This is a genomic window from Flavobacterium panacagri (assembly GCF_030378165.1).
Lineage (GTDB): Bacteria > Bacteroidota > Bacteroidia > Flavobacteriales > Flavobacteriaceae > Flavobacterium > Flavobacterium panacagri.
On the sequence record NZ_CP119766.1, the window covers coordinates 5686486 to 5707338 of the forward strand.

At 34.8% G+C, this 20853-nt stretch carries 15 protein-coding genes and 1 riboswitch; of the genes, 3 read left to right on the top strand and 12 right to left on the bottom strand.

Translation table 11 applies throughout. The annotated features are described in order from the left end of the window. Positions 1-58: 58 nt before the first annotated feature. The 6 genes from P2W65_RS24085 to P2W65_RS24110 form a co-directional block, all read right to left on the bottom strand. On the bottom strand, positions 59-1594 hold the full coding sequence (locus tag P2W65_RS24085; protein WP_289662129.1) for a RagB/SusD family nutrient uptake outer membrane protein: 1536 nt from the start codon (positions 1592-1594) through the stop codon (positions 59-61). Between the two features lie 19 nt (positions 1595-1613). Continuing rightward, a complete protein-coding gene (locus tag P2W65_RS24090; protein WP_289662131.1) occupies positions 1614-4931 on the bottom strand; it encodes a TonB-dependent receptor in 3318 nt (1105 codons plus the stop codon). 130 nt (positions 4932-5061) lie between these two features. Next, positions 5062-5982, bottom strand: coding sequence for a FecR family protein (locus P2W65_RS24095; RefSeq protein ID WP_289662133.1), 921 nt, complete (start codon positions 5980-5982; stop codon positions 5062-5064). Between the two features lie 113 nt (positions 5983-6095). Then, positions 6096-6653, bottom strand: a complete 558-nt coding sequence (locus P2W65_RS24100; protein ID WP_289662135.1) for an RNA polymerase sigma-70 factor — start codon at positions 6651-6653, stop codon at positions 6096-6098. A 436-nt stretch (positions 6654-7089) separates the two neighbouring features. Next, on the bottom strand, positions 7090-7560 hold the full coding sequence (locus P2W65_RS24105; RefSeq protein ID WP_289662137.1) for a cupin domain-containing protein: 471 nt from the start codon (positions 7558-7560) through the stop codon (positions 7090-7092). 74 nt (positions 7561-7634) lie between these two features. Beyond that, positions 7635-8633 carry an NADP-dependent oxidoreductase gene (locus P2W65_RS24110; protein WP_289662140.1) on the bottom strand — a complete coding sequence of 333 codons (999 nt, stop codon included), beginning with the start codon at positions 8631-8633 and terminating at the stop codon, positions 7635-7637. A 92-nt stretch (positions 8634-8725) separates the two neighbouring features. Between P2W65_RS24110 and P2W65_RS24115 the strand changes: the two genes are divergently transcribed. Beyond that, positions 8726-9103, top strand: a complete 378-nt coding sequence (locus P2W65_RS24115) for a winged helix-turn-helix transcriptional regulator (RefSeq protein WP_289662142.1) — start codon at positions 8726-8728, stop codon at positions 9101-9103. A 237-nt stretch (positions 9104-9340) separates the two neighbouring features. Here the strand turns inward: P2W65_RS24115 and P2W65_RS24120 are convergent, their stop codons facing one another. The 4 genes from P2W65_RS24120 to P2W65_RS24135 form a co-directional block, all read right to left on the bottom strand. Next, a complete protein-coding gene (locus tag P2W65_RS24120) occupies positions 9341-10813 on the bottom strand; it encodes an aminotransferase class V-fold PLP-dependent enzyme (RefSeq protein WP_289662144.1) in 1473 nt (490 codons plus the stop codon). A 181-nt stretch (positions 10814-10994) separates the two neighbouring features. Continuing rightward, entirely contained in the window at positions 10995-11984 is a 990-nt protein-coding gene (locus tag P2W65_RS24125; protein WP_289662146.1) for a TlpA disulfide reductase family protein, read from the bottom strand. Positions 11985-12235: 251 nt separating this feature from the next. Then, positions 12236-12336, bottom strand: a riboswitch (SAM riboswitch). A 198-nt stretch (positions 12337-12534) separates the two neighbouring features. Next, positions 12535-12897, bottom strand: a complete 363-nt coding sequence (locus tag P2W65_RS24130; protein WP_289662149.1) for a hypothetical protein — start codon at positions 12895-12897, stop codon at positions 12535-12537. 435 nt (positions 12898-13332) lie between these two features. Beyond that, positions 13333-15195, bottom strand: a complete 1863-nt coding sequence (locus P2W65_RS24135) for a TonB-dependent receptor plug domain-containing protein (RefSeq protein WP_289662150.1) — start codon at positions 15193-15195, stop codon at positions 13333-13335. 66 nt (positions 15196-15261) lie between these two features. Here P2W65_RS24135 and P2W65_RS24140 point away from each other — a divergent pair, with 66 nt between their 5' ends. Further along, positions 15262-16749 carry an aminotransferase-like domain-containing protein gene (locus P2W65_RS24140; RefSeq protein WP_289662153.1) on the top strand — a complete coding sequence of 496 codons (1488 nt, stop codon included), beginning with the start codon at positions 15262-15264 and terminating at the stop codon, positions 16747-16749. A gap of 60 nt (positions 16750-16809) precedes the next feature. On the opposite strand, the gene P2W65_RS24145 is transcribed toward P2W65_RS24140, so the two are convergent. After that, positions 16810-19239 carry an arylsulfatase gene (locus P2W65_RS24145; RefSeq protein WP_289662155.1) on the bottom strand — a complete coding sequence of 810 codons (2430 nt, stop codon included), beginning with the start codon at positions 19237-19239 and terminating at the stop codon, positions 16810-16812. A gap of 205 nt (positions 19240-19444) precedes the next feature. Between P2W65_RS24145 and P2W65_RS24150 the strand changes: the two genes are divergently transcribed. Then, positions 19445-19927 (top strand): hypothetical protein, encoded by a 483-nt coding sequence (locus tag P2W65_RS24150; RefSeq protein WP_289662158.1) that lies wholly within the window; start codon positions 19445-19447, stop codon positions 19925-19927. Between the two features lie 105 nt (positions 19928-20032). Here P2W65_RS24150 and metQ read toward each other — a convergent pair whose 3' ends face one another. Beyond that, the gene (gene metQ / locus P2W65_RS24155) at positions 20033-20845 is read right to left on the bottom strand and encodes a methionine ABC transporter substrate-binding lipoprotein MetQ (protein WP_289662160.1); all 813 of its coding nucleotides are present in this window, start codon (positions 20843-20845) and stop codon (positions 20033-20035) included. Positions 20846-20853: the final 8 nt, after the last annotated feature.

A 20853-nucleotide genomic window follows, 5' to 3' on the forward strand; every position in this document is an offset into this window, starting at 1 on the left:
AGTCTTCCGACAAAGACTGCAGCGTAAAAAAACTAAAAAAACACAATGAAATTATTGATTACCAGCCTTGATTCTGAGTCAAAGCTCCTTTGCTAACTGCAATTTCATCTGGCGGTATTGGCCAAACATGGTGAATAGCAGGATTAAAATTACGAGCAGGATAAATAACGCTTCCATCATAATGGTGCAATGGTTTGGCATAAGCTTCTTTTGCATCTCCCCAACGCACCAAGTCGAAATGACGGTCTGTCCACTCGCCCGCCAATTCGCATCTTCTTTCTCTTTTTAAATCGGTTAAGGTTGCTCCAGAAAGATCGGTCAAACCTGCACGGTGGCGAATCATATTGATTTCTGTATCGGCATTCTGGCCTTTCATTAGTTTCGCTTCCGCTAACATCAAAATCACATCTGCATAACGTAAAAGAGGTACATTTAAAGCGGTTGAAGGTTTATCTCCATTAGCGTTTACATAACGAATATCAACTGCTCCCGATGTTGTTTTTGGATAACTGAACGGCTCCATATATTTTTTAAACTGATAACCTGTTCTGTTACTAGAACTTACGATGTGGTTTCCTTCGTTAAAAGTTACTTCTTGTCCAAAATAAACAAACTTGTCTCCTTTTTGCAGGATCGTAGCGCTTCTTCTTTTATCATTTGCAGCGTACGTATCAAACAATTCTTTTGTTGGATAAAAATTTCCCCAGCCGTTGTAAACTCCCCAGCCTTTATCTTCTAAACAAACTCCAGGAAAAATAGATCCCAGCGAGGTATTTTGAGCACTTGAAGTCACTGCCCAAATATATTCTGTAGACCAGTTATTGCTGATTTTAAATACATCTTCAAAATTATCCAGCAATTTGTGTTTCCCGCTTGCTACAATCATATTCGCATATTTTATAGCATTGTCCCAATCTTTTGCATACAAATACGTACGTACCAAATAGGCCCAAGCTGCAGTTTTGTGAGCGCGTCCATAATTGTCTGGCGTAAGCTGATCGAAGTAGGGTAATAAGTCGGCAGCTTTAATTAAATCGGCAGCAATGTAAGCATAGTTTTCAGCCACATTTTTTGCACGAGGAACATAAACATTCGTGAAATTTTCTCTATCCTGAATTGGAATTCCTGCACGATCGTCTCCATAATGATAAGCCAATTCTAAATGCATTACAGCGTGATTAAAATAAGCTTCACCCAACATTCCGTTTTTAGTACTTTCGTCCAAAGGAATATTTGGAATGTTTCGAATTACATCGTTACATCTTTTCATGATTTCGTAGTGGATTCTCCAAATATCTTTAGTATCTGATTCTGCTCCATCTACAATAAAGTTTTTAATACGTTCTGCATTTTGTCTTGGTTTTGTTCCAATGTCATCGCTGGCATTATTCAGCCAAAAGAAACCACGGCCGTACATATTATCATCAGAATACAAAGCGTAGATTGCGTTTACTCCTGCTTTTGCATCTGCTGGAGTTTTCCAGAAATTCCCGCTTGAAGGAGCTCCCTGCGGTATAACATCAAGTTCACTTTCACAAGCTGAAGTGCCGATTAAAAGCGTAAAACTCAATAATAAAAGACTTATTTTTTTCATTGTAATTGTTTTTTGTTTTTTAAAAAGTGGCATTAACACCTGTCATATAAATACGTGAAAGCGGATATTTTCCTAAATCCATTCCAAAATTTCTAAGTCCAACCTCTGGATCCATTCCAGAATATTTAGTGATGGTAAATAAGTTTTGTCCAGAAATAAAGAATCTCAATTTCGCTTTTCCATTCAACCAGCTTTCTTTAACGGTATAACCAATCGAAACGTTCTTCAATCTTAAGAAAGAAGCATCTTCAATAAACAAATCAGAAATACGACCAAAGTTATTGTTGTTGTCTGTTGAAGAAAGAACTGGAACATTGGTATTGGTATTCGTTGGCGACCAAGCATCTTTAGAATCAGCCAATAAATTATATCCTGGGAAAGAAGCGTTTAAACCTGTATGTTTTACAGCATTGAAAACACTATTACCCGCTGCTCCGTTGAAAAAGATATTCATATCGAATCCTTTATATCTGAAATTAGCATTTAAACTGTACGTTGTTTTTGGAAACGGACTTCCTAATACTACTCTATCGCTGTTATTGATCACACCGTCTCCATTTTCATCTTTAAATTTAATATCTCCCGCAACAGCATTTGGCTGATAGGCTACACCATCTTTATTTACATAAGCTTTTGCTTCAGCATCACTTTGGAACAAACCGTCTGTTGCATACCCATAGAAAGCACCTACCGGACTTCCAACCTGATAAATATTAGCTAAAGGCAAACTACGAACTCTGCTTAAGTTTAAAGGCTCTAAAGAAGTTAAATCGTCTTTAATAGAAACAATTTTATTACTCAAAAATCCAGCGTTTGCAGTTACATCAAATTTGAATTCGCCACGCGTTTTTTGGTATGTTAAACTTACCTCGATACCTTTATTTTCAACATCTCCAGAATTTACAATTCTTCCTTGCGGTGTTCCCGAAACTCCTGGCAATTGATCACGAACCAACATGTCTTTATTTGTTTTTACGTAAGCATCAACAGATCCTACTAAACTATTGTTCAGCATGGTAAAATCTAAACCAATGTTAGTCTGTTCAGAACTTTCCCATTTCAAGTTAGGATTTGATAATTCGCTTTCGGCGTAACCGTAATTAATAGTTGGCGTTGCACCAATTAAAGCCTGACTCTGCACCAAAGGCACACTAAATTGATATGGCCCAAGATTTCCTAAGTTTCCAATCTGTCCCCAGCTTGCACGTAATTTCAAATTGCTTACAATTGGTTCTATACCTTTCATAAAACTTTCTTCAGAAATTAACCAACCTGCAGAAACTGAAGGATATACTTTCCAACGGTTATCTTGTAAAAGTTTTGAAGTTCCGTCACGACGAACAATTCCAGAAAGCAAATACTTTTGGTTGAAGTCATAATTAATTCTTCCTACATAAGAAGAAATAATTTCATCTGATCTTCCTGCTGCTGTCTGCTGAATTAATTTGGCATTCAATAAATAACGTTGTGATGGATCTTCGTTATCAAAACCAGTTCCTTCAATCGTGTAGAAATCTCTCTTAGTTTCCTGATAAGTATAACCTGCTAAAGCTTTTAAATTATGTTTCCCGAATGATTTCTCATAAGAAATAGTCTGCTCGCTTAATAAATCGGTTGTCGTTATGTTTTTAAGAGTTAATCTGTTGAAATCAAATATTTTTCCCGGTTCTGTAACTTTAACCGTAAAATCGCTTGCATTGTCCTGAATTCTAGTATAACCCCAATTTGATTTTACTTTCAACCCTGGAACAATTTCCCACTCTGCATAAGGATTAATCAAAATGGTAGAAATTGGATTTTTGTTGTCTAATCTTTTCAGATAAGCTACTGGATTCACAACGTCTCCATAAGAACCAATATATTTCTCAGGAACACCACCAAATTGCCCAGAACCGTCTTCTCTATAAATTGTTGCATTTGGCGGATAAAAAATTGCTGCTAAAATTGCTCCTGTATAAGCATTTGCTGTATTTGCAGTCTGACCATCTGTTAAAGAGTATGATAAGTTTTCTCCAATAGTAAAATTATCAGCCAGTTTAAAAGAAGAATTTGCTCTCACTGTATAACGTTCTCCGTAAGTATTCAGCAAAATACCTTCATTTTTTCTGTAACTTCCAGAAAGAAAGAAATTCGTTTTTTCTGTTTTTCCATTTACTGAAAGTGATAAATCATTAACTTGTCCTGTACGGAAAATTTCATCCATCCAGTTGGTTTTAGTCGTTCTTGCAGTTGGTTCAAATGCTGTGTCAAAAGCAGGGATTCTTGGTAAACCTGCGTTATCTCTAGCGATATTCATAGCATCTGCATATTCTGCAGCGTTTAAAACATCAAGTTTTTTGGCTACATTTTGAAAACCACCTTGATAGTTTACATTTACATTGATACGATCTGAAATTCCTTTTTTAGAAGTGATTAAAATTACACCTCCAGAAGCTCTAGCTCCATAAATCGCTGCAGAAGCCGCATCTTTCAAAACACTGATCGATTCAATATCATTTGGATTCAAAGTATTTAAAGAACCGCTATAGATAATTCCGTCTAAAACAATTAACGGTGTTTCAGCATTTAAAGATCCAATACCACGAATATTGATTGTTGGCGAAGCAGTTGGATCACCACCATCATTAATAACGGTAACACCTGCAACAGTTCCCTGCAATAATTCACCAGCGTTATTGTATGTTCTGCTTGAAGTTTCTTTCATAGAAACAGAACCTACAGCTCCTAGAACCTCATTCTTCTTCACACTTCCATATCCCATTACAATTACTTCTTGAAGCTGTTTTACATCAGCTGCTAATTTTACTGTAATAGTTTGTGTACTTGTCACTTTTACTTCTTGCGTAACATAGCCCACGTATGAAAAAACAAGTGTAGCTTCTGCTGCATTAATTTCCATTTTAAATGTTCCATCAAAATCGGTTGCTGCTGTTGCATTAGAACCTTTATCTTTAATTCCAACACCTGGCAGTGGCATATTATCGTCTCCGCCATAAACAGTTCCAGAAATAATAATTTTGTTCTGATCGGCTACTTTTAGGTTTTTCTTGATCACGATATTATTGCTCACAATTTCATATCGAAGTGCAACACCGCAAATTTTATCCAACGCCTGTTCCAACGTTACATTGCTCAATTTTAAACTTAGTTTCTGATTGGTATTGATTTGGCTGCTTTCGTACATAAAATGCACATCAACCTGATTTTCTATTTTTTGAAAAATATTTTTTATACTTTCATTTTCAACTTTTAATGTCACTCTTTTGTTAAAGTCAACATTTCCGGCGTTTACTGTAAGCGTCGCAAAAAACAAAGTCATAAACAGGAATAACTTCATTCCTATTGCCTTTATGCTCTGAGATTTTTGGGCATACCGCTTTTGTTTTTCATTCATAATTTTTAGATTTAGTTGATTGTTTTTGTTTATTTAAGGATGCTACGTAGTTTTATTTTTGATGTCTAAAGACTTACTCTATTTTATAAATTCCTGAATCCATTTTGTAATCGGCATTGATGATGTTGCACACCAAACCAATGACCTGATCAGCAGAAAGTTCTTTAAAATAGCCACTTATCTTTAAAGCATTTAGATTTTTGTTTTTGACTTCAATTGCCACATTATAATTGCGGTTTATGGTTGCAACAACTTCTGGCAGAGGCGTTTCTTCAAAAACCATAATATTTTTTCGCCAAAGCGAAATAGTATTTACCGGAATATCTTTAAAAGCCTGAAGCTTATTATTGTGGGATTTGAAAACCACTTTTTGGCCTGGAGTTACATATACATTTTCGTCTGTAACCGTCGATTTGACATTTACTTTTCCAGTTAAAACCGAAACTTCCTGTGTAGTCTGTTCTGGATAAGCCTGAACATTAAAACTGGTTCCAAGCACTTTGGTATCCATTTTATTGGTATGAATTATAAAGGGATGCTTTTTGTCTTTGGCCACATCAAAAAAAGCTTCGCCACTCAAGAAAACTTCTCTTGTACTTCCTTTAAATTCTTTTGGGTATTTTAAAATACTTCCCGCATTTAACCAGATCTGCGTTCCGTCACTTAAAGTTATTTGTGCATGTTCTCCCAGTTTTACAGCCAATTGTGCATTTTCAACTGAGCTTGAAGATTGGTAAAAAAACACCGATAATCCGATTAAGAAAACTAGAGAAGCTGCCACAGCCCAGTTTTTATAATAAAGCGGTATCACTTGGTTTGTTTTCTTTATCTGTCGTAATTCTTTTTTTAGTTTTGAACGATCCGATTGAATCGCTTCCATATTTTCAAAAAAATCATCTGTACGGTCGTACCATTTATTCCACATTTCTTGTCCTTTTGGAGAATACTTTCCGTCTAAAAAATTTTTGATTTCGTTATTTGAATTTTCAGGCATTATAATTTCTTTATGTCTATAATAGTAAGTCTTGGGAATCGTAGTTTGGGGTAGGCGCTGTAGGTTACGCTTCTGTTAAGAAAAAGCTGCACCTTACATTTTGAAGTTTCCTTTTAATTGAATTCGCCCAAATAAGTGCGCATAAATTTCAACGCATAAGTAATATGATACTTTACGGTTTCAATCGACACGTTAAGTTCATCTGCAATTTCTTTATTACTGTAATGTTTGATACGGCTGAGAATAAAAACTTCTTTGGATTTCTTTGGCAGCAGCATAGTTGCTTTATCTACTGCTTTTTGCAGTTCTTCATAATAAACAGCATCTTCTGTTGCATTCTGACTGCCGTAAGAAACGGTATTTTTCTCTAAAACTTCTTGTATGTATTGATCAGAAACAGCGTGCGATTTGATATAATCCAAAGTCATATAACGCACTGAAGTGTAGATATAAGCAGCAAAACTTTTCTGAATTACAATGGTTTTACGGCGTTCCCAAATAGAGGTAAAAACTTCCTGAACAATTTCTTCGGAAATAGCAACCGACTTCATTCTGAGATATACAAAACGAACTAGTATATCGCGGTATCTAAAATAAAGTTCATCAAAAGCTTTATCCTTGCCAGACTTTAGTAAGTCAACAAGTTCTTCGTCTGTAAACTTCTTATACATGATTTATTATTTTGGCATGAATAATCAAATGAAAAATGCCAGACGAAGCCATTCTTCCGATTTCGTGTTGATAATAATCCTGTTCTGTAAAAAATGACATATACAAAGTATTGAGTTCTTCTTATATGTCTCCAAAATTAAAGATGAGGGTAGGTCGAAAAGGTTACGTTTACATTAATAAAACCACCTTAAAACAAAACATATTATTAACATTTAAAACCCAACTTTAGCTTTAAAATATGTTTTTGATGTATTTGCAGTAAAAAACAAAGCGCTTTTTACTCTATAACAATCCTTCTCTTATAAAAAGATTTTTTTTGAAGTTATTTAGAGAAAAAAGCGCTTAACAAAGAATTAAAGACAAAGCAGAAAATGTCTTTAGAAAAGTATAATTATTTTAAAAAAATCTGAGAAATGAATTTCTCCAACTTCTTTTTTATTGTATTCCAGCGTCTAATAAAACTGCCAATTGAATACAAGGAGAATCGGAACGGTTGCTCCACGCATGATTGGTTCCTCTTTGAATTACAATATCACCAGCCTGCAGCAATGTTTCTTCTTCGTCTACAATGAGATAAATTTCGCCTGCTAAAATCACGATATAATCTAAAGTATCCGTTTGATGCATTAATGGATGAGGCTGTCCTTCTGGTGCAACAATTCCTAAATCTTTATCGGGCGGAATTTGTACGTACCGAAAGTAACTTCCATTTTTTGGTGTATTCGGAAAAGCAGTGTTTTCGATTTCTTTTTCTTCAAATTGTGCAGGCGAACTGTCTGTTGACCAAATGTCTGAAATAATCAAACCGGGAAAATGCTCCGAAACATTGGTTACGATATGATCTTGTTCTATTATTGATTTTCCATTTCGTAAACCTGTTACGACTCTTCTCGGAATTGTTTTCATAATTTGTATTGATTTAATTTATTTATATCCTAACAGGTTTTAAAAATCTGTTAGGTATAATTCGCGTGTTTAATTTAAATTTCATTTATTTTCATTACTAATTTTCTTCCCTGCGTTTTGTTATCTCTTAAAATTGCATGAGCATCTACAACCGTAGAAACTTCCAAACTTCCCACTACTTTAATTGCCGGCGGTGTAATTATTTTATTCTGAAGCAGTAATCTTAATTGATTCAATCCATTTTTGTAATAATCGTATCTTTTTTCAAATCCGTACACATAATTGGATATATTTAAAATTGCCGCTCCTTTACTAAAAAGAATACCTCGGGATTCTGCTGTCGAAAAATTAGTTACATCGACATAAATTCCGTTGGTTTTTAAAAGTCCAGCACCAATCTCTGCTGTGTGGTTTCCCACCAAATCCACAACAAAATCGTAATTTTTATTTTCATTTAAAGAAAGTGCTCTTTCATAAATTTCTTCTTTTTTATAATTGATGATTTTTTGCGGTTGTACACCGAGATCAATTAAGGAAGCAATACTATTTTCATTTCCTGCAGTCACTACAATATTTTTATAGCCGTTTGCAATCAATAGTTTTACAAGCATATTCCCTACACCGCCCGCTGCACCTGTAATGAGTATCGAATCATACAAATTAGCATTCATCCGATTAAAAGACTGTAAAGCTGTTAAACCTGCTGACGGAATTGCCGCAGCTTCTTCAAAAGAAACATTCGAAGGTTTGTGTACCGCAATTTCTTCTGGAACACAAATATATGCTGCATAAGTTCCGTTAGATCCCATACTTCCTGAACCGCAGAAAACAGCGTCCCCTATTTTGAAATCTGTAACTGCTGAACCAATTTTGGATACGATTCCAGAAAATTCACGACCTAGAATTCGAGAACGCAGAAGTTTTCTTTCTGGCCCGTCTTCTGTCATTTGATAATCGATCGGATTAAAACCTGATGCCATTATTTTTACCTGAATCTGATTGACTTCGGGATTTGGAACTGCTATATTTTCAATAAGAAATTCACGATTTTCCTGTAATACAACTGCTTTCATTTTTATTGTTTTAGTATACAAAAGTATGGACGCTATGTTTTATTTTTGTTATAAGTAAACCCGAGGTAACCGGTTACCAAATAGAAACTAGTATGGCAAAAATTAATGATAATGGAACAATTCGTGAAGCTAACTGCTCCGAAGAACTGCGAGCGATGCGAGATAGTTTGGATGTTTTAGGTGGTAAATGGAAACTGATGATTTTGCGTTTTTTGACTAATAGAACGCATCAGGTTATTCATTTTAAAAAAATGCAGCGCGAAATTGATGGAATTTCAGCTAAAATGCTGAGCAAAGAACTAAAAGAACTCGAAACCAACTTACTCATCAGCAGAACCGAACAAGACACTAAACCAGCAACTGTTGCCTACGCCATTACAGAATATGGTAAATCTGTACTTCCAGTAACTGAAACGTTAGTAAACTGGGGACTTACACATAGAGAAAAAATTATTGAATCTCTGAAGTAAATCTTTTTTAAACACATAGAAACATAGTTTTTCTGTGCGTTTAAAGGCATTTCATTCATTTAAAATAAACATAAGTTGTTATGTTTAGAAATCCTTCGTAAACACGCAGCTATGTGTTAGAAACTAGTTTCTTTTGATTACCTTTTTTAATAACAAAAAATCTATGTTTCTATGTGTTTATTAAATTTTAATAAAAACCTAACAGGTTTTAAAACCTGTTAGGTTAAAAAAAACTAACTAATCTAACTTAAACCAATCTTTTACTTCATTTGTTATGGAATCTTTTATTTTAGGATTTTCAAATTCATTAGTGACAGAATTATATTCATAATCTTTCTGCCATTTTTTATAATTAGAAGCTACTTTCTCAATCGCATCACAGATATAAAAAAGCTCTTCATTCGTCGTAATAGGATGCAAGGATAAACGAACCCAACCCGGTTTATTTGTTTGGTTTCTCTCTAATAATTCATTCGTAATTTCTGCCGATTTCTTTTCATTGATATTGAACAGATAATGTGCATAAGTACTCGCGCAAGACCAGCCACCGCGAACCTGAATTCCGAAACGGTCATTCAACAATCTTACAATCAAATTGTAATGAATATCTTCAATCACAAAAGAAACACAGCCAATTCTTTCAGTCGTTAAGTCTCCTAAAATCGACAAACCTTTTATCTTTTGAAGTCTCGAAAAACAAAGATCCAACAGTTCTTTTTCTCTTTTTTTGATGTTAGAGACCCCCATCTGCTCTTTTAATTCTAAAGCCAATGCCGCTCTAATAACTTGCAGAAAACCTGGAGTTCCTCCGTCTTCGCGAACTTCAATCACATCGCTGTAACAATATTTCCCTAACGGATTAGTCCATTTTACATTTCCGCCGCCCGGATTATCTGGAAATTCAGATTGGTATAATTTTTCATTAAACACCAAAACTCCTGTAGTTCCGGGACCACCTAAGAATTTATGAGGCGAAAAGAAAATAGCATCTAATTGCTGTTCTGGATCTTTTGGATGCATATCGATTTTGACATAAGGTGCAGAAGCTGCAAAATCAACAAAACAAAGTCCGCCGTTTTGATGCATGATTTTCGCCAGTTCATGATAAGGTGTAATGATTCCTGTCACATTGGAGCAAGCTGTAAACGAACCTATTTTTAGACTTCTATCTGCATATTTTTTAATTTCTTCAGACAACACTTTTGGATCAACCAAATTGTTTTCGTCAGGTGGCAAAATTACCACTTCAGCATTGGTTTCATACCACGGAACTTGATTGGAATGATGTTCCATGTGTGTGATGAAAACTACAGGTCTATCTTTTTCATAAGCAGTTCTCAAACCCATAATACGCTGTAATTTTGATAACGCGGCGGTCATTCCAGTTCCAGTTGTTACCAAAACATCAGATGCATTGGCATTTACCGATTTTTTAATAATCTCTCTCGCATGTTGATACGCATAAGTGGAAGCTTTTCCGGTCTGACTGGAAAATGAATGTGTATTGGCAATCATTGGACCCATTTTGTTGAGCATAATATCCTCTATCGGAACATATAATCTTCCGCTGGCAACCCAGTCGGCATAAACTAGATTTTGTTCTCCATAAACCGATTCAAAAGTATGATCGATTCCTACTGTATTTTCTCTAAATTTAGAGAAGTAACACTCTAACTCAATTGGTTCTTTTGTTGTCTCAATAGCATTCATTTCCTTATCATTTTTAATTTAATAATATAATATTTTTTGCAAACTTTCTATCAATCTTGTCATTCTGACGAAGGAAGAATCTTCGTCCTCTATTCTACAAAGATTGGTTCTTCCCTTTGAGGAGCTACTTACGAAGATCCTTCGCCTTCGCTCAGGATGACAAGATTGTGTGGATCTATACTTAAATCTTTTTATCTAAAAGCGATTTCAACGTCGACTGTAATTCTTCTCCCTGAAGATTTTTAGCCACAATTACTCCGTTAGAATCGACCAAATAATTGCCTGGAATGGCTCTGATTCCGTATAATTTGGCTACTGCACTATTCCAGAAAAGCAAATCTGAAACATGCAACCAAGTCAAATTATCATCCTGAATTCCTTTGATCCAATTTTCTTTTTTTTTATCCAAAGAGATTCCAACAATGTTGAATCCTTTATCATGAAATTCTTTATAAGCCTTTACAATATTTGGATTTTCTCTTCGGCAAGGGCCGCACCATGAAGCCCAAAAATCGACCAAAGTGTAACCTTTTAAATTTTCATAAAAACGAATTGGCTTTCCATTGGGATCGTTGGCTGTAAAATCAGGTGCTTTTTTTCCAACTGCTAATCCGTCTAAAACAAGAGCTAAATCTTTTAATTCTTTAACATAAGTAGTAGATTGAAGACTTTTATCCAGCAAAACAATATTTTCTCTGATTTGTTCTGGCGACAATCTATAAGACCAGTTTCTGTACAACACATAAGCCGAAACTATTGATTTAGGATTCTCTGTAATGAATTTGCTGATCTCTACATCTTTCGATTTTTTATAAGTCTCAAATAAATCCTGAGAAACAGAACCTTCTACAACCGAACTACTGTAATATTTCTTCGGATTTAATTTTACTGTAATTGGTCCTTTTTCAAGAAAAACATACAGTGGACTACTTTCTGTGTTTACACTTAAACCATATAATTCGGGCGTTTTTACTTTAGTTTTAAAACTAAAACTGCCATCTTTTACTTTTACCGAATCAATTGTGGTAAACATTTTATTGTGGAATTTTTGCAGATAAACATATTGCGCCACAGTATCGACAACAGTTCCTTTTAATTGTAAATTACTTTCCTGCGCCTGAGTTTGAAGAGCTCCAAAAAACAGAGTGAAACCTAGAATTATTTTTTTCATTTTATTTTGATTTTTAGTTTAAGATTGGACAAAAGAATTCCTGAGACCTATTTTAAAATGGTCTTTAGAAAATGTTGTTTAAAAATTATTGAGAGAATTTTACTTGCTGCGCATTCGAAAAAAGGCAAGACTATTTTGTTCGAACATTACGTTCAAAAGTTCGTAACCAGCGTATAAAGTTGAATCTGTTTTCATTTTAAAAAATAAAAAGTTTTACAAAGATGATCTTATTCAGATTTTGAGGAAATCTTTTCTTATCTGTCCCGCAAAGCGGGAAGGATTTAGCACCTTATTCGGCAACAGGTTGCTAAGACGTCAATGGGCCTATTCCCTCAGTCTTTCTGGATAAGTATCATTCAGAACTTTTCTGTGATACAAATATATACATTAATTCTATCAAATTAGTAGTGTTTAATAATATTTTTTCAAAAAACTTTTAAAAATTATCTAAACACAATAAAAACAATACTTTAGAAACTAAATTTTTATAGCATAAAAAAACTCATTCCGTTTTTTGAAATGAGTTTTGAGCATGCCTTGGCAATAAATATTATTTGTTTTTTCTTTTTTTTGCACTTTCTGTCTGCAGTTTTATACTGTCTTTCTGTATTCCTTTTGAAGGCGTATAAGTAGAACCATCAGTCACACTTTCTCCTGGTCCTGTTCCTGTGCCAGTTGTACTTTCAACTCCTTCTTTCTTCATATCCGTAATTTGAATACTCTTTGCCGCTGGTGATGTACCGCCCGAACTAGTACCAGAAACTTCTGTTGTATCTTTTGTTGTTTGCACCGTATCAACAGGGACAGAATTTGTATCTATTTTATCACTATAACCATCATTTTTTTTACAAGAAGAAAATAATCCGACCATAATTACCAAAAACAAGGCTTTCCATTTCAATAAAGCTTTCATAATAAATGTTTTAAATATTTATAAATGCTAAGTAACTACTTATAAAACGGCTTATTTTACAGTATTTCTGATAAATTTTATATAACAGCAATTGATTTATTTTTCACTTCGATCCTCATTCCATAGGAATGTTTCATCGGTAAAAAAATAAAGACCTCCCAAATTAACGTTCCGTAGGAACGTCTCATGCGTTAGATTATTAAAAAATGCTGTCTAAATGAAACGTTCCTACGGAACGTAATTACGGACGGCAATATAATTTTTCTACCGATGAAATGTTCCTATGGAACAATGAAAATTATAACTAAAATAGGTAATGCTAGACCAATAAAACTTTATACCGATGAAATGTTCCTACAAGACATTGAAATTTATAACGCAAATAGGGGCTGTCTTAAAACTAAAATACAGCCCTATTCTAACTAATAAAGTAATTTAAAATGTAACTAATTTCACTCCTAAAGTAAACCATCTCGAAGGCAGAGGCACTGCTCCTACTTCATAATAAGTCGCATTGAATATATTCTGTGCATCTAAAAAGATGGTGAATTTATTGACTGACTGACTTACTCTAAAATCATTTATCCAATAAGATGGCCCAGTGATTCTTTCGTTAAAGCGAGTTGCAAACAAAACAGAGAAATTCTTAAACTGATAATCTATTGTATTAGTGATTTGATGTTTTAAAGATGAAATAAGATATTTTGAGTAGATTTCTGTACGGGAACTTTTAAACTCAGAATCCAAATAAGTGTAGGCTAAAAGAATGTTCAATCTAGAATCTTTAGAAAAATCAAATCGGTAAGTCCCACGTAAATTGATTCCGTTTGTGTTTAAATCTCCTGTGTTCTGACTTTGCCATGGCTGTGTCGTTAGATTACGCATCCAGTCGATGTAATTATCAATTTTTCTGTAGAAATAATTCGCATTCAAACTCAATGCTTTTTTGTTGTATTTGAAACCAATTTCACTTTGAAAAGCATTTTCTGAATCTAAATCAGTATTTCCAATATTTCCTGTTTGTTTCAAATATAAATCTGTAAATGATGGAATTCTTTGGCTTGTTCCTACATTACCAATAATTTTAAAGGCATCTGTAATCGCATAACTAGCATCGATTCCCGGATAAATCTGCCATTTGTAATCTGAATTGTAATTTAAATAGGTTCCGATATTTACATCGAATTTCTCCGTAAAACTCGTTCTGTATTCGGCATATACACCTACATTTTCGCGATCGTGATCTCCAATATTAGAAGAATGAATGTTTTCATTTCTAAATTCTGCTCCAAAACCAATTTCTCCTTTAGATAATTTCACTGTAGAGTTTAATTCACCCGCAATCGAATTGGTATAATGCTGGCTTCTTCCAACAGCTAAATTTGAGTTTCCTAAATAACGATAATCATCATAGTTATAACGATAGGTTACTCTTGGCATAATTTTCCAGTTTTCTGTAATAGCATGTTTCGACTGAATGTTGGCAAAAGTAGTCTGTACAATTTCAGTAGAATTGATATCGCCTGGCGCAGCGTAGAATCCGTTGGCACCAAAACCATTATTGATGTAACCCGCAGATCCTAAAATTTCATTAGAATCATTGATCTGCACATTTCCCTGATAGAAAATTTTATTGTTTTCGAATGCCGTATTGTAACGGTAACCATTGCTTTTATCGTGAGAAGCAAAAATTAAATGCTGTTGTTTTTCTTTACCTAAAACAGCTCCTGCCTGAACTCCTGTTCCGTAAAAAGTATCTCCCGTATCTCGAGTATCTTTTTCAAAATTTGAACCTGCATAAGTGCTTACTAAAAATCCAGAATCCGTTGGTTTTTTAGTGATAATATTAATCGCTCCGGTTAAACTGTTGATTCCGTAAATTCTTGCGGCCGGTCCACGAACTACCTCAATTCTTTCGATAACTTCGACCGGAAGAGACAAATTCAGCATATTGTGAGCCGTTTGAGAGTCAATTACTTTAGCTCCGTTTAATAAAACAACGGTCTGTTCAAAACTGCCGCCGTCAACACTAATGTCTGCCTGAGTTCCAAATGGCCCTCTTTGTCTGATATCAACTCCATTGGCATATTGTAATACTTCCTGAAGTGTTCTTCCCGGAAGTTTCTTTATAGTTTCACTGCTAATCACATAAACATTTCTGTTTTGCTTAGAAATAGGTGTATTAAAACGGTTTTCATTAATGATTACCTCGTTCATTTCATTGATGGAATCCTTTTTGGTCTGTGCATAAATGTTAGAACAAATTACTGCCAAAGCAGCAAAGTAGATTTTTTTCATTTGGTTAATTTTTTTTGGCAAAAGTAGTATCTTGCCGTACTAATCAAGTATGCCAGTTTTATAATTATGAGTAGTCCGGTTGAAATTCCTTTTAAAAGCTTTATTCAGCTTAAGCCTGAAGAAAATACAGCTCTCTATCTTCAGATTGTTTTTGAGTTTATAAAAGCAATTCAGACTGGTTTTCTTCCTGAAGGAACAAAACTTCCCGGAACGCGTATTCTCTGCAAAGTTCTAGCAGTAAACCGAAATACATTGATTAAAGCTTTTCAAGATTTAGAATCGCAGGGATGGATTGAAACGCTTCCCAATAAAGGAACTTTTATCTTATCGCAGCAAAAAAACAAAGCTGAATTTACAACTTTAAAAGAACAAAATCAATCACAATTTGATATAGGATTTCCTTTTCAGCGTTCTACTATTCTGGAAAATCCGATAGAAATCAGTAATCTTCCCTATCAATTTAATGATGGAATGACCGATTTAAGATTGGTGCAAACTGATGTTTTGGCGCGATTATATGTTTCAAAATTAAAAAGACATAAAACCACCAAAACCTACGAACAAATACAGCTTCGATCACACTCTAATTTTAAAACACAGTTTTCGAATTATCTGAATCTTACCAGAGGAATTCGCATTTCGACTTCTAATCTTTTGACGACAAGCAGTCACGAAATTGGGTTATATCTCGTTACAAAAGTGCTCATCAATCCGGGAGACAAAGTGGTTGTGGCTTCTCCAGGTTATTATATGTCCAATATGACATTAACCAATACGGGAGCACAGATTATTTCGATTCCCGTAAATGAAGACGGAATCGATACCAAACGGTTGAAAGAAATCTGCGAAACATCTCAGATTCGAATGCTTTATCTAACTTCCAATTATCATTATCCAACCACAATTTTGCTTAGCGCTAAAAAGAGAATTGAAGTTTTGGAATTAGCCAACCAATACGGATTTGTTATTCTGGAAGATGATTATGATTTTGATTTCCACTATGATAATAATCCTGTTCTGCCTTTAGCTGCCTTTGATTCTAACCAACGTGTCGTTTACATTGGTTCTTTTGGCAAATCACTGCCATCTGGATTTAGTTACGGATTTGTCGCCGCTCCGGCTGAGTTTATCAAAGAACTCGAAAAACATCAAAACATTCTAGAACCTAGTATTGATGTCATGAAAGAACAGGTTTTAACGGAATGGATTTCTGAAGGTGAAGCACATCGGCTTTCGAAAAAAAATAAAAAAATCTACAAAGAGCGAAGAGATTGTTTCGTTTCATTGCTGAACGAAAATTTAAAAGGTAAAATTAAATTTAAAGTTCCACCGAGAGGATTAGCGATTTGGGTGGAATGGCTGGATGATTTTAATTTGATTAAATTTCAAAAGGAATGTGCTGCAAATAAGCTGTTTTTGCCCAAAACCATTTTATATCAGACAAAAGATTTAACAGCTACTCGTTTAGGATTTGGTCATTTAGAAAAAGAAGAAATGGAAAAAGCAATTTCTATTTTAAGTAAAAGCCTCCAAACTATCCTTTCGACAGATTAAAAAAAGCATCAAAATCCCCTGTCAGAAGGACTTTGATACTTTTGGTTAAATAATTATATTTTATTTCGTTTTTCCAGATTTTCCAGACTTTGATTCTTTAGAATCGGCAAGATTATAAGTTACTTTTTCGATTTTACCTGTAAATTCAAATGGAAGTTTATAGTTAAAATCAACAGGAGAACCAACATCCATTCCGACATCTAAGCCTTCATTTAATGAAATCTGGATCGGAATTGTTCTATCCAAATGTTCTTCTGCCACTTTTTTTCCGTTGACAGACATCGTTACAGTGGCACCTTTTCCTAATTCTTTTTCTTTTCCTTCATATTTAAAATCAACAACCAATTTTACTTTTCCTTTTGGCAGGACATCTTTTCCTGTAATAGTCGGACGCTCTAAAGCTAAGTTGTTATAAACAAAACTTGGCTTTCCGTTTTGCACATATAAACCATAACCGCCTACTAAACCACCATGTGTAACAATCATCCCTTCTGCTCCATTTTCAGGAATATTTAAATCTGCTGTAACAGACCATGATTTATTTAAAATACGAGGAGAAGCTTCATTTGGCAATCCAACTTGTCCAGGATAATAGGTAAAAGTATTAGTATCTCCGCCAAGTGTTGGTCTTCCCATTAATTCACCATTAAGTCTTTCCACCGCTCTCCAGTCTAGCGGGAGCACATTGTATTTAGAAGCTTCCACCCACCACAAATCTTGCATTTCTCTCAATTTCGTTGGATTACTGGCCGCTACATCATTAGACTGCGTAAAATCTTCATCCACTTTATACAACTCCCATTTTTGTTTATCTGGATCAAACGCACCACGATTTGGATTCCAAGGAGCAAATGACAACGCCGATGCCATCCAGCCATTATGATAAATTCCTCTGTTAACCCCCAATTCAAAATATTGTGTAGTGTGTTTTTCTTTGGCTTTAGCATCGTTAAATGTATAAGCAAAACTTACTCCTTCAATAGGTTTTTGGGTAATTCCGTTTATAGTTTCTGGAGGTGTAATTCCAATAATCTCATACAGTGTTGGCACAATATCTATGGTATGTGTAAACTGGCTTCTTAAACTGCCTTTATCTTTAATTTTTGAAGGCCATGAAATAATCATCGGATTTCGTGTCCCTCCAAAATGACTTGCGACTTGTTTTGTCCATTGGAAAGGCGCACACATAGCCCATGCCCATTCGGCCGTAAAATGGTTAAAATGTTTCGGTCCTCCCAATTCATCAATCGCTTTAATATTGTCCTGCCATTTTTCTGAAATTCCATTAAAAAATAGATTTTCGTTTACAGATCCTTCAAGACCGCCTTCTGCACTTGCACCGTTATCCCCAGCTATGTAAATAATTATAGTATTATCTGCATCGGGCAGTTGTTTTACAGCCTCCACTACTCTTCCCATTTCGTAATCACAGTGAGAAGCATATCCCGCAAATACTTCCATCATTTTAGCATACAATCTTTTCTGATCTGCATTAAGCGAATTCCAAGCTGGAAGACTTTCTGGTCTTGCAGTTAGTTTGGCATTGGCAGGAATAACGCCTAATTTCTTTTGTCTTTCAAATGCTTGTTCTCTGTAGGCATCCCAGCCCATATCAAACTTTCCTGTGTATTTATCAATCCATTCCTGTGGTGCATGATGAGGAGAATGCGCTGCGCCGGGAGCTAAATACAAGAAATAAGGTTTGTCAGGCGCTATCGATTTTACTTTTCTAACCCAAGAAATAGCATGGTCTGCAAGATCAACTGTCATATGATAATTGGGATCTTTTGAAGCTGGAACTAAATTTCTGTTTTCATATAATACAGGATTCCAATGGTTCATGTCACCAGCATTAAATCCGTAAAAATATTCAAACCCAAGTCCGTTTGCCCAACGGTCAAAAGGTCCGGCATCACTTGTTTCCCATGGAGGCGTATTATGATTTTTACCAATCCAGGCTGTCATATAACCATTTTGTTTCAGCACTTCTCCAATCGTTCCACAGCTTCTTGGAAGCACGCAAGTGTAACCATCGTAGCCAGTTGCCGTTTCAGAAATAACACCAAAAGTAGCAGAATGATGATTTCTCCCCGTTATTAAAGCCGCACGAGTTGGACTGCAAAGCGCCGTTGTGTGAAATTTATTGTAACGGATTCCTTCTGCTGCCAATCGATCCATTGTTGGGGAAGGAACGCCTCCGCCAAAAGTACTGAACTGGCCAAATCCTGAATCGTCCAATAAAATTAGCACAACATTCGGAGCCCCTTTTGGCGCTTTTATTGGCTGCGGAAACTGTGGCGGATCTGAGTCTACATAAGTTCTTCCTATGTAACCCGGAAAATGAAAATCAGGTTGAGGCAGGACTTTTGGAGTTCCTAATTTACTGTTCTCTTGGCTCAATCCTGTCTGGAGGCAAAAAATGACAAACACGAACCAAACTCTGTTTTGTATAAAAACCAAAACAGCTTTAAAAGTGGTATTTCTTTTCATAGTCTGTTGCTTTTATTTATATGGCAGACTAAATTACAACTTACTATAAATCAAAATCTTGTGAAGATGTTTCATTTTACAAAATGAAACCAGTTTTTACTCCTAAAACAATGAAAATTATATAAACACAAATTATAATGATATAACAAAAAATATTATTTTAAAATTAACTTTGAAATAAAGTTATGATCTAAATAAGGATTTTATGGATATTTATGTGATTATAGAACTACTTTTAATTTCAATTGGCGCGACATCTGCCATGACTTGGTTTAGTTATGCAATGTCAGGGAGCTTTAGAGAATTGTACAAAGAGCCAGTCCTTTTAAGCTTTGCTTTAGAAAGAACACATGTTAGTCATTCACAACGTTTTGAAGAAACATGGGGATGGCTGATGCATTATGTTATTGGATTCCTATTTGTAATGGGATACCACATTATATGGGTAGAGAATATTTTGCCTCTTACGCTGTTAAGTACTCTTATACTAGGTGTTACAAGCGGTGCAATTGGTATATTCAGCTGGATATTTATATTTAAAATAACCAGATATCGAGCCCCAATTGATTTTAATGGTTGTTATATTCAGCTGTTCTTTGCCCATATTTTTTTCGCTCTTGTAGTGGCTTCATTTAATTCTATATCAGAGATTCTTTCAATTGTTGTCAATAATCATATCATTTTTTAAGAGACAATAAAAGAAAAACACAAAATATTGATGTCCTTTCCAGACAAAAAAGAGGGCTGTTTCTTTTTGAAACAGCCCTCTTTTTTGTATTCAATACTCTAAAAATTACCAGCCTTTTACCGCTCCGCCTTTAAATTCTTGTTCAGCAGCTTTCTCTACTTCTGGAGATTGAAAAGCCTGTAAAAACTGTTTTACCTTTTCATCATTTTTATTGTCTTCACGACTTACAACCAAATTCACATAAGGAGATTCTTTATCTTCAACGAATAAAGCATCGCGAGAAGGAACCAATCCCGCTGCAGAAGCAAAAGTATTATTGATAATTGCAATAGAAACATTTTCATCGTCCAAAGCTCTAGGCAATTGAGGCGCTTCTAATTCTAAAATTTTTAAATTCTTTGGATTACTAACAATGTCGGTTACTTTTGGAAGCAATCCAACACCCTCTTTCAATTTCAATAAACCATTCTTTTGTAAAAGCAATAAAGAACGTCCGCCGTTTGTTGGATCATTCGGAATAATGATGGTACTTTCGTTTTTCAGTTCAGAAAGATTTTTGATTTTTTTAGAATAGGCCGCAATTGGATATACAAATGTTTTTCCGATAATAGCCAGTTTGTAACCACGCTGTTTAGATTGTTCATCCATATATGGTTTGTGCTGAAAAGCATTAGCATCAATATCTCCCTGACTCAAAGCTTCGTTTGGAATTACATAATCATTGAAAGAAACTAATTCTACTTCTAAACCAAATTTTTCTTTCGCTACTTTTTTTGCTGCTTCCGCTACTTTTAATTCTGGACCAGAAGCCACTCCTACTTTTATAAAATGCGGATCATTGTTTTTACTTTTTCCACAGTTTGACAACACAAGAGCCAAAGCCAAAACTCCAGCAGTTTTCCAAATATTTAATTTCATAATTGTTA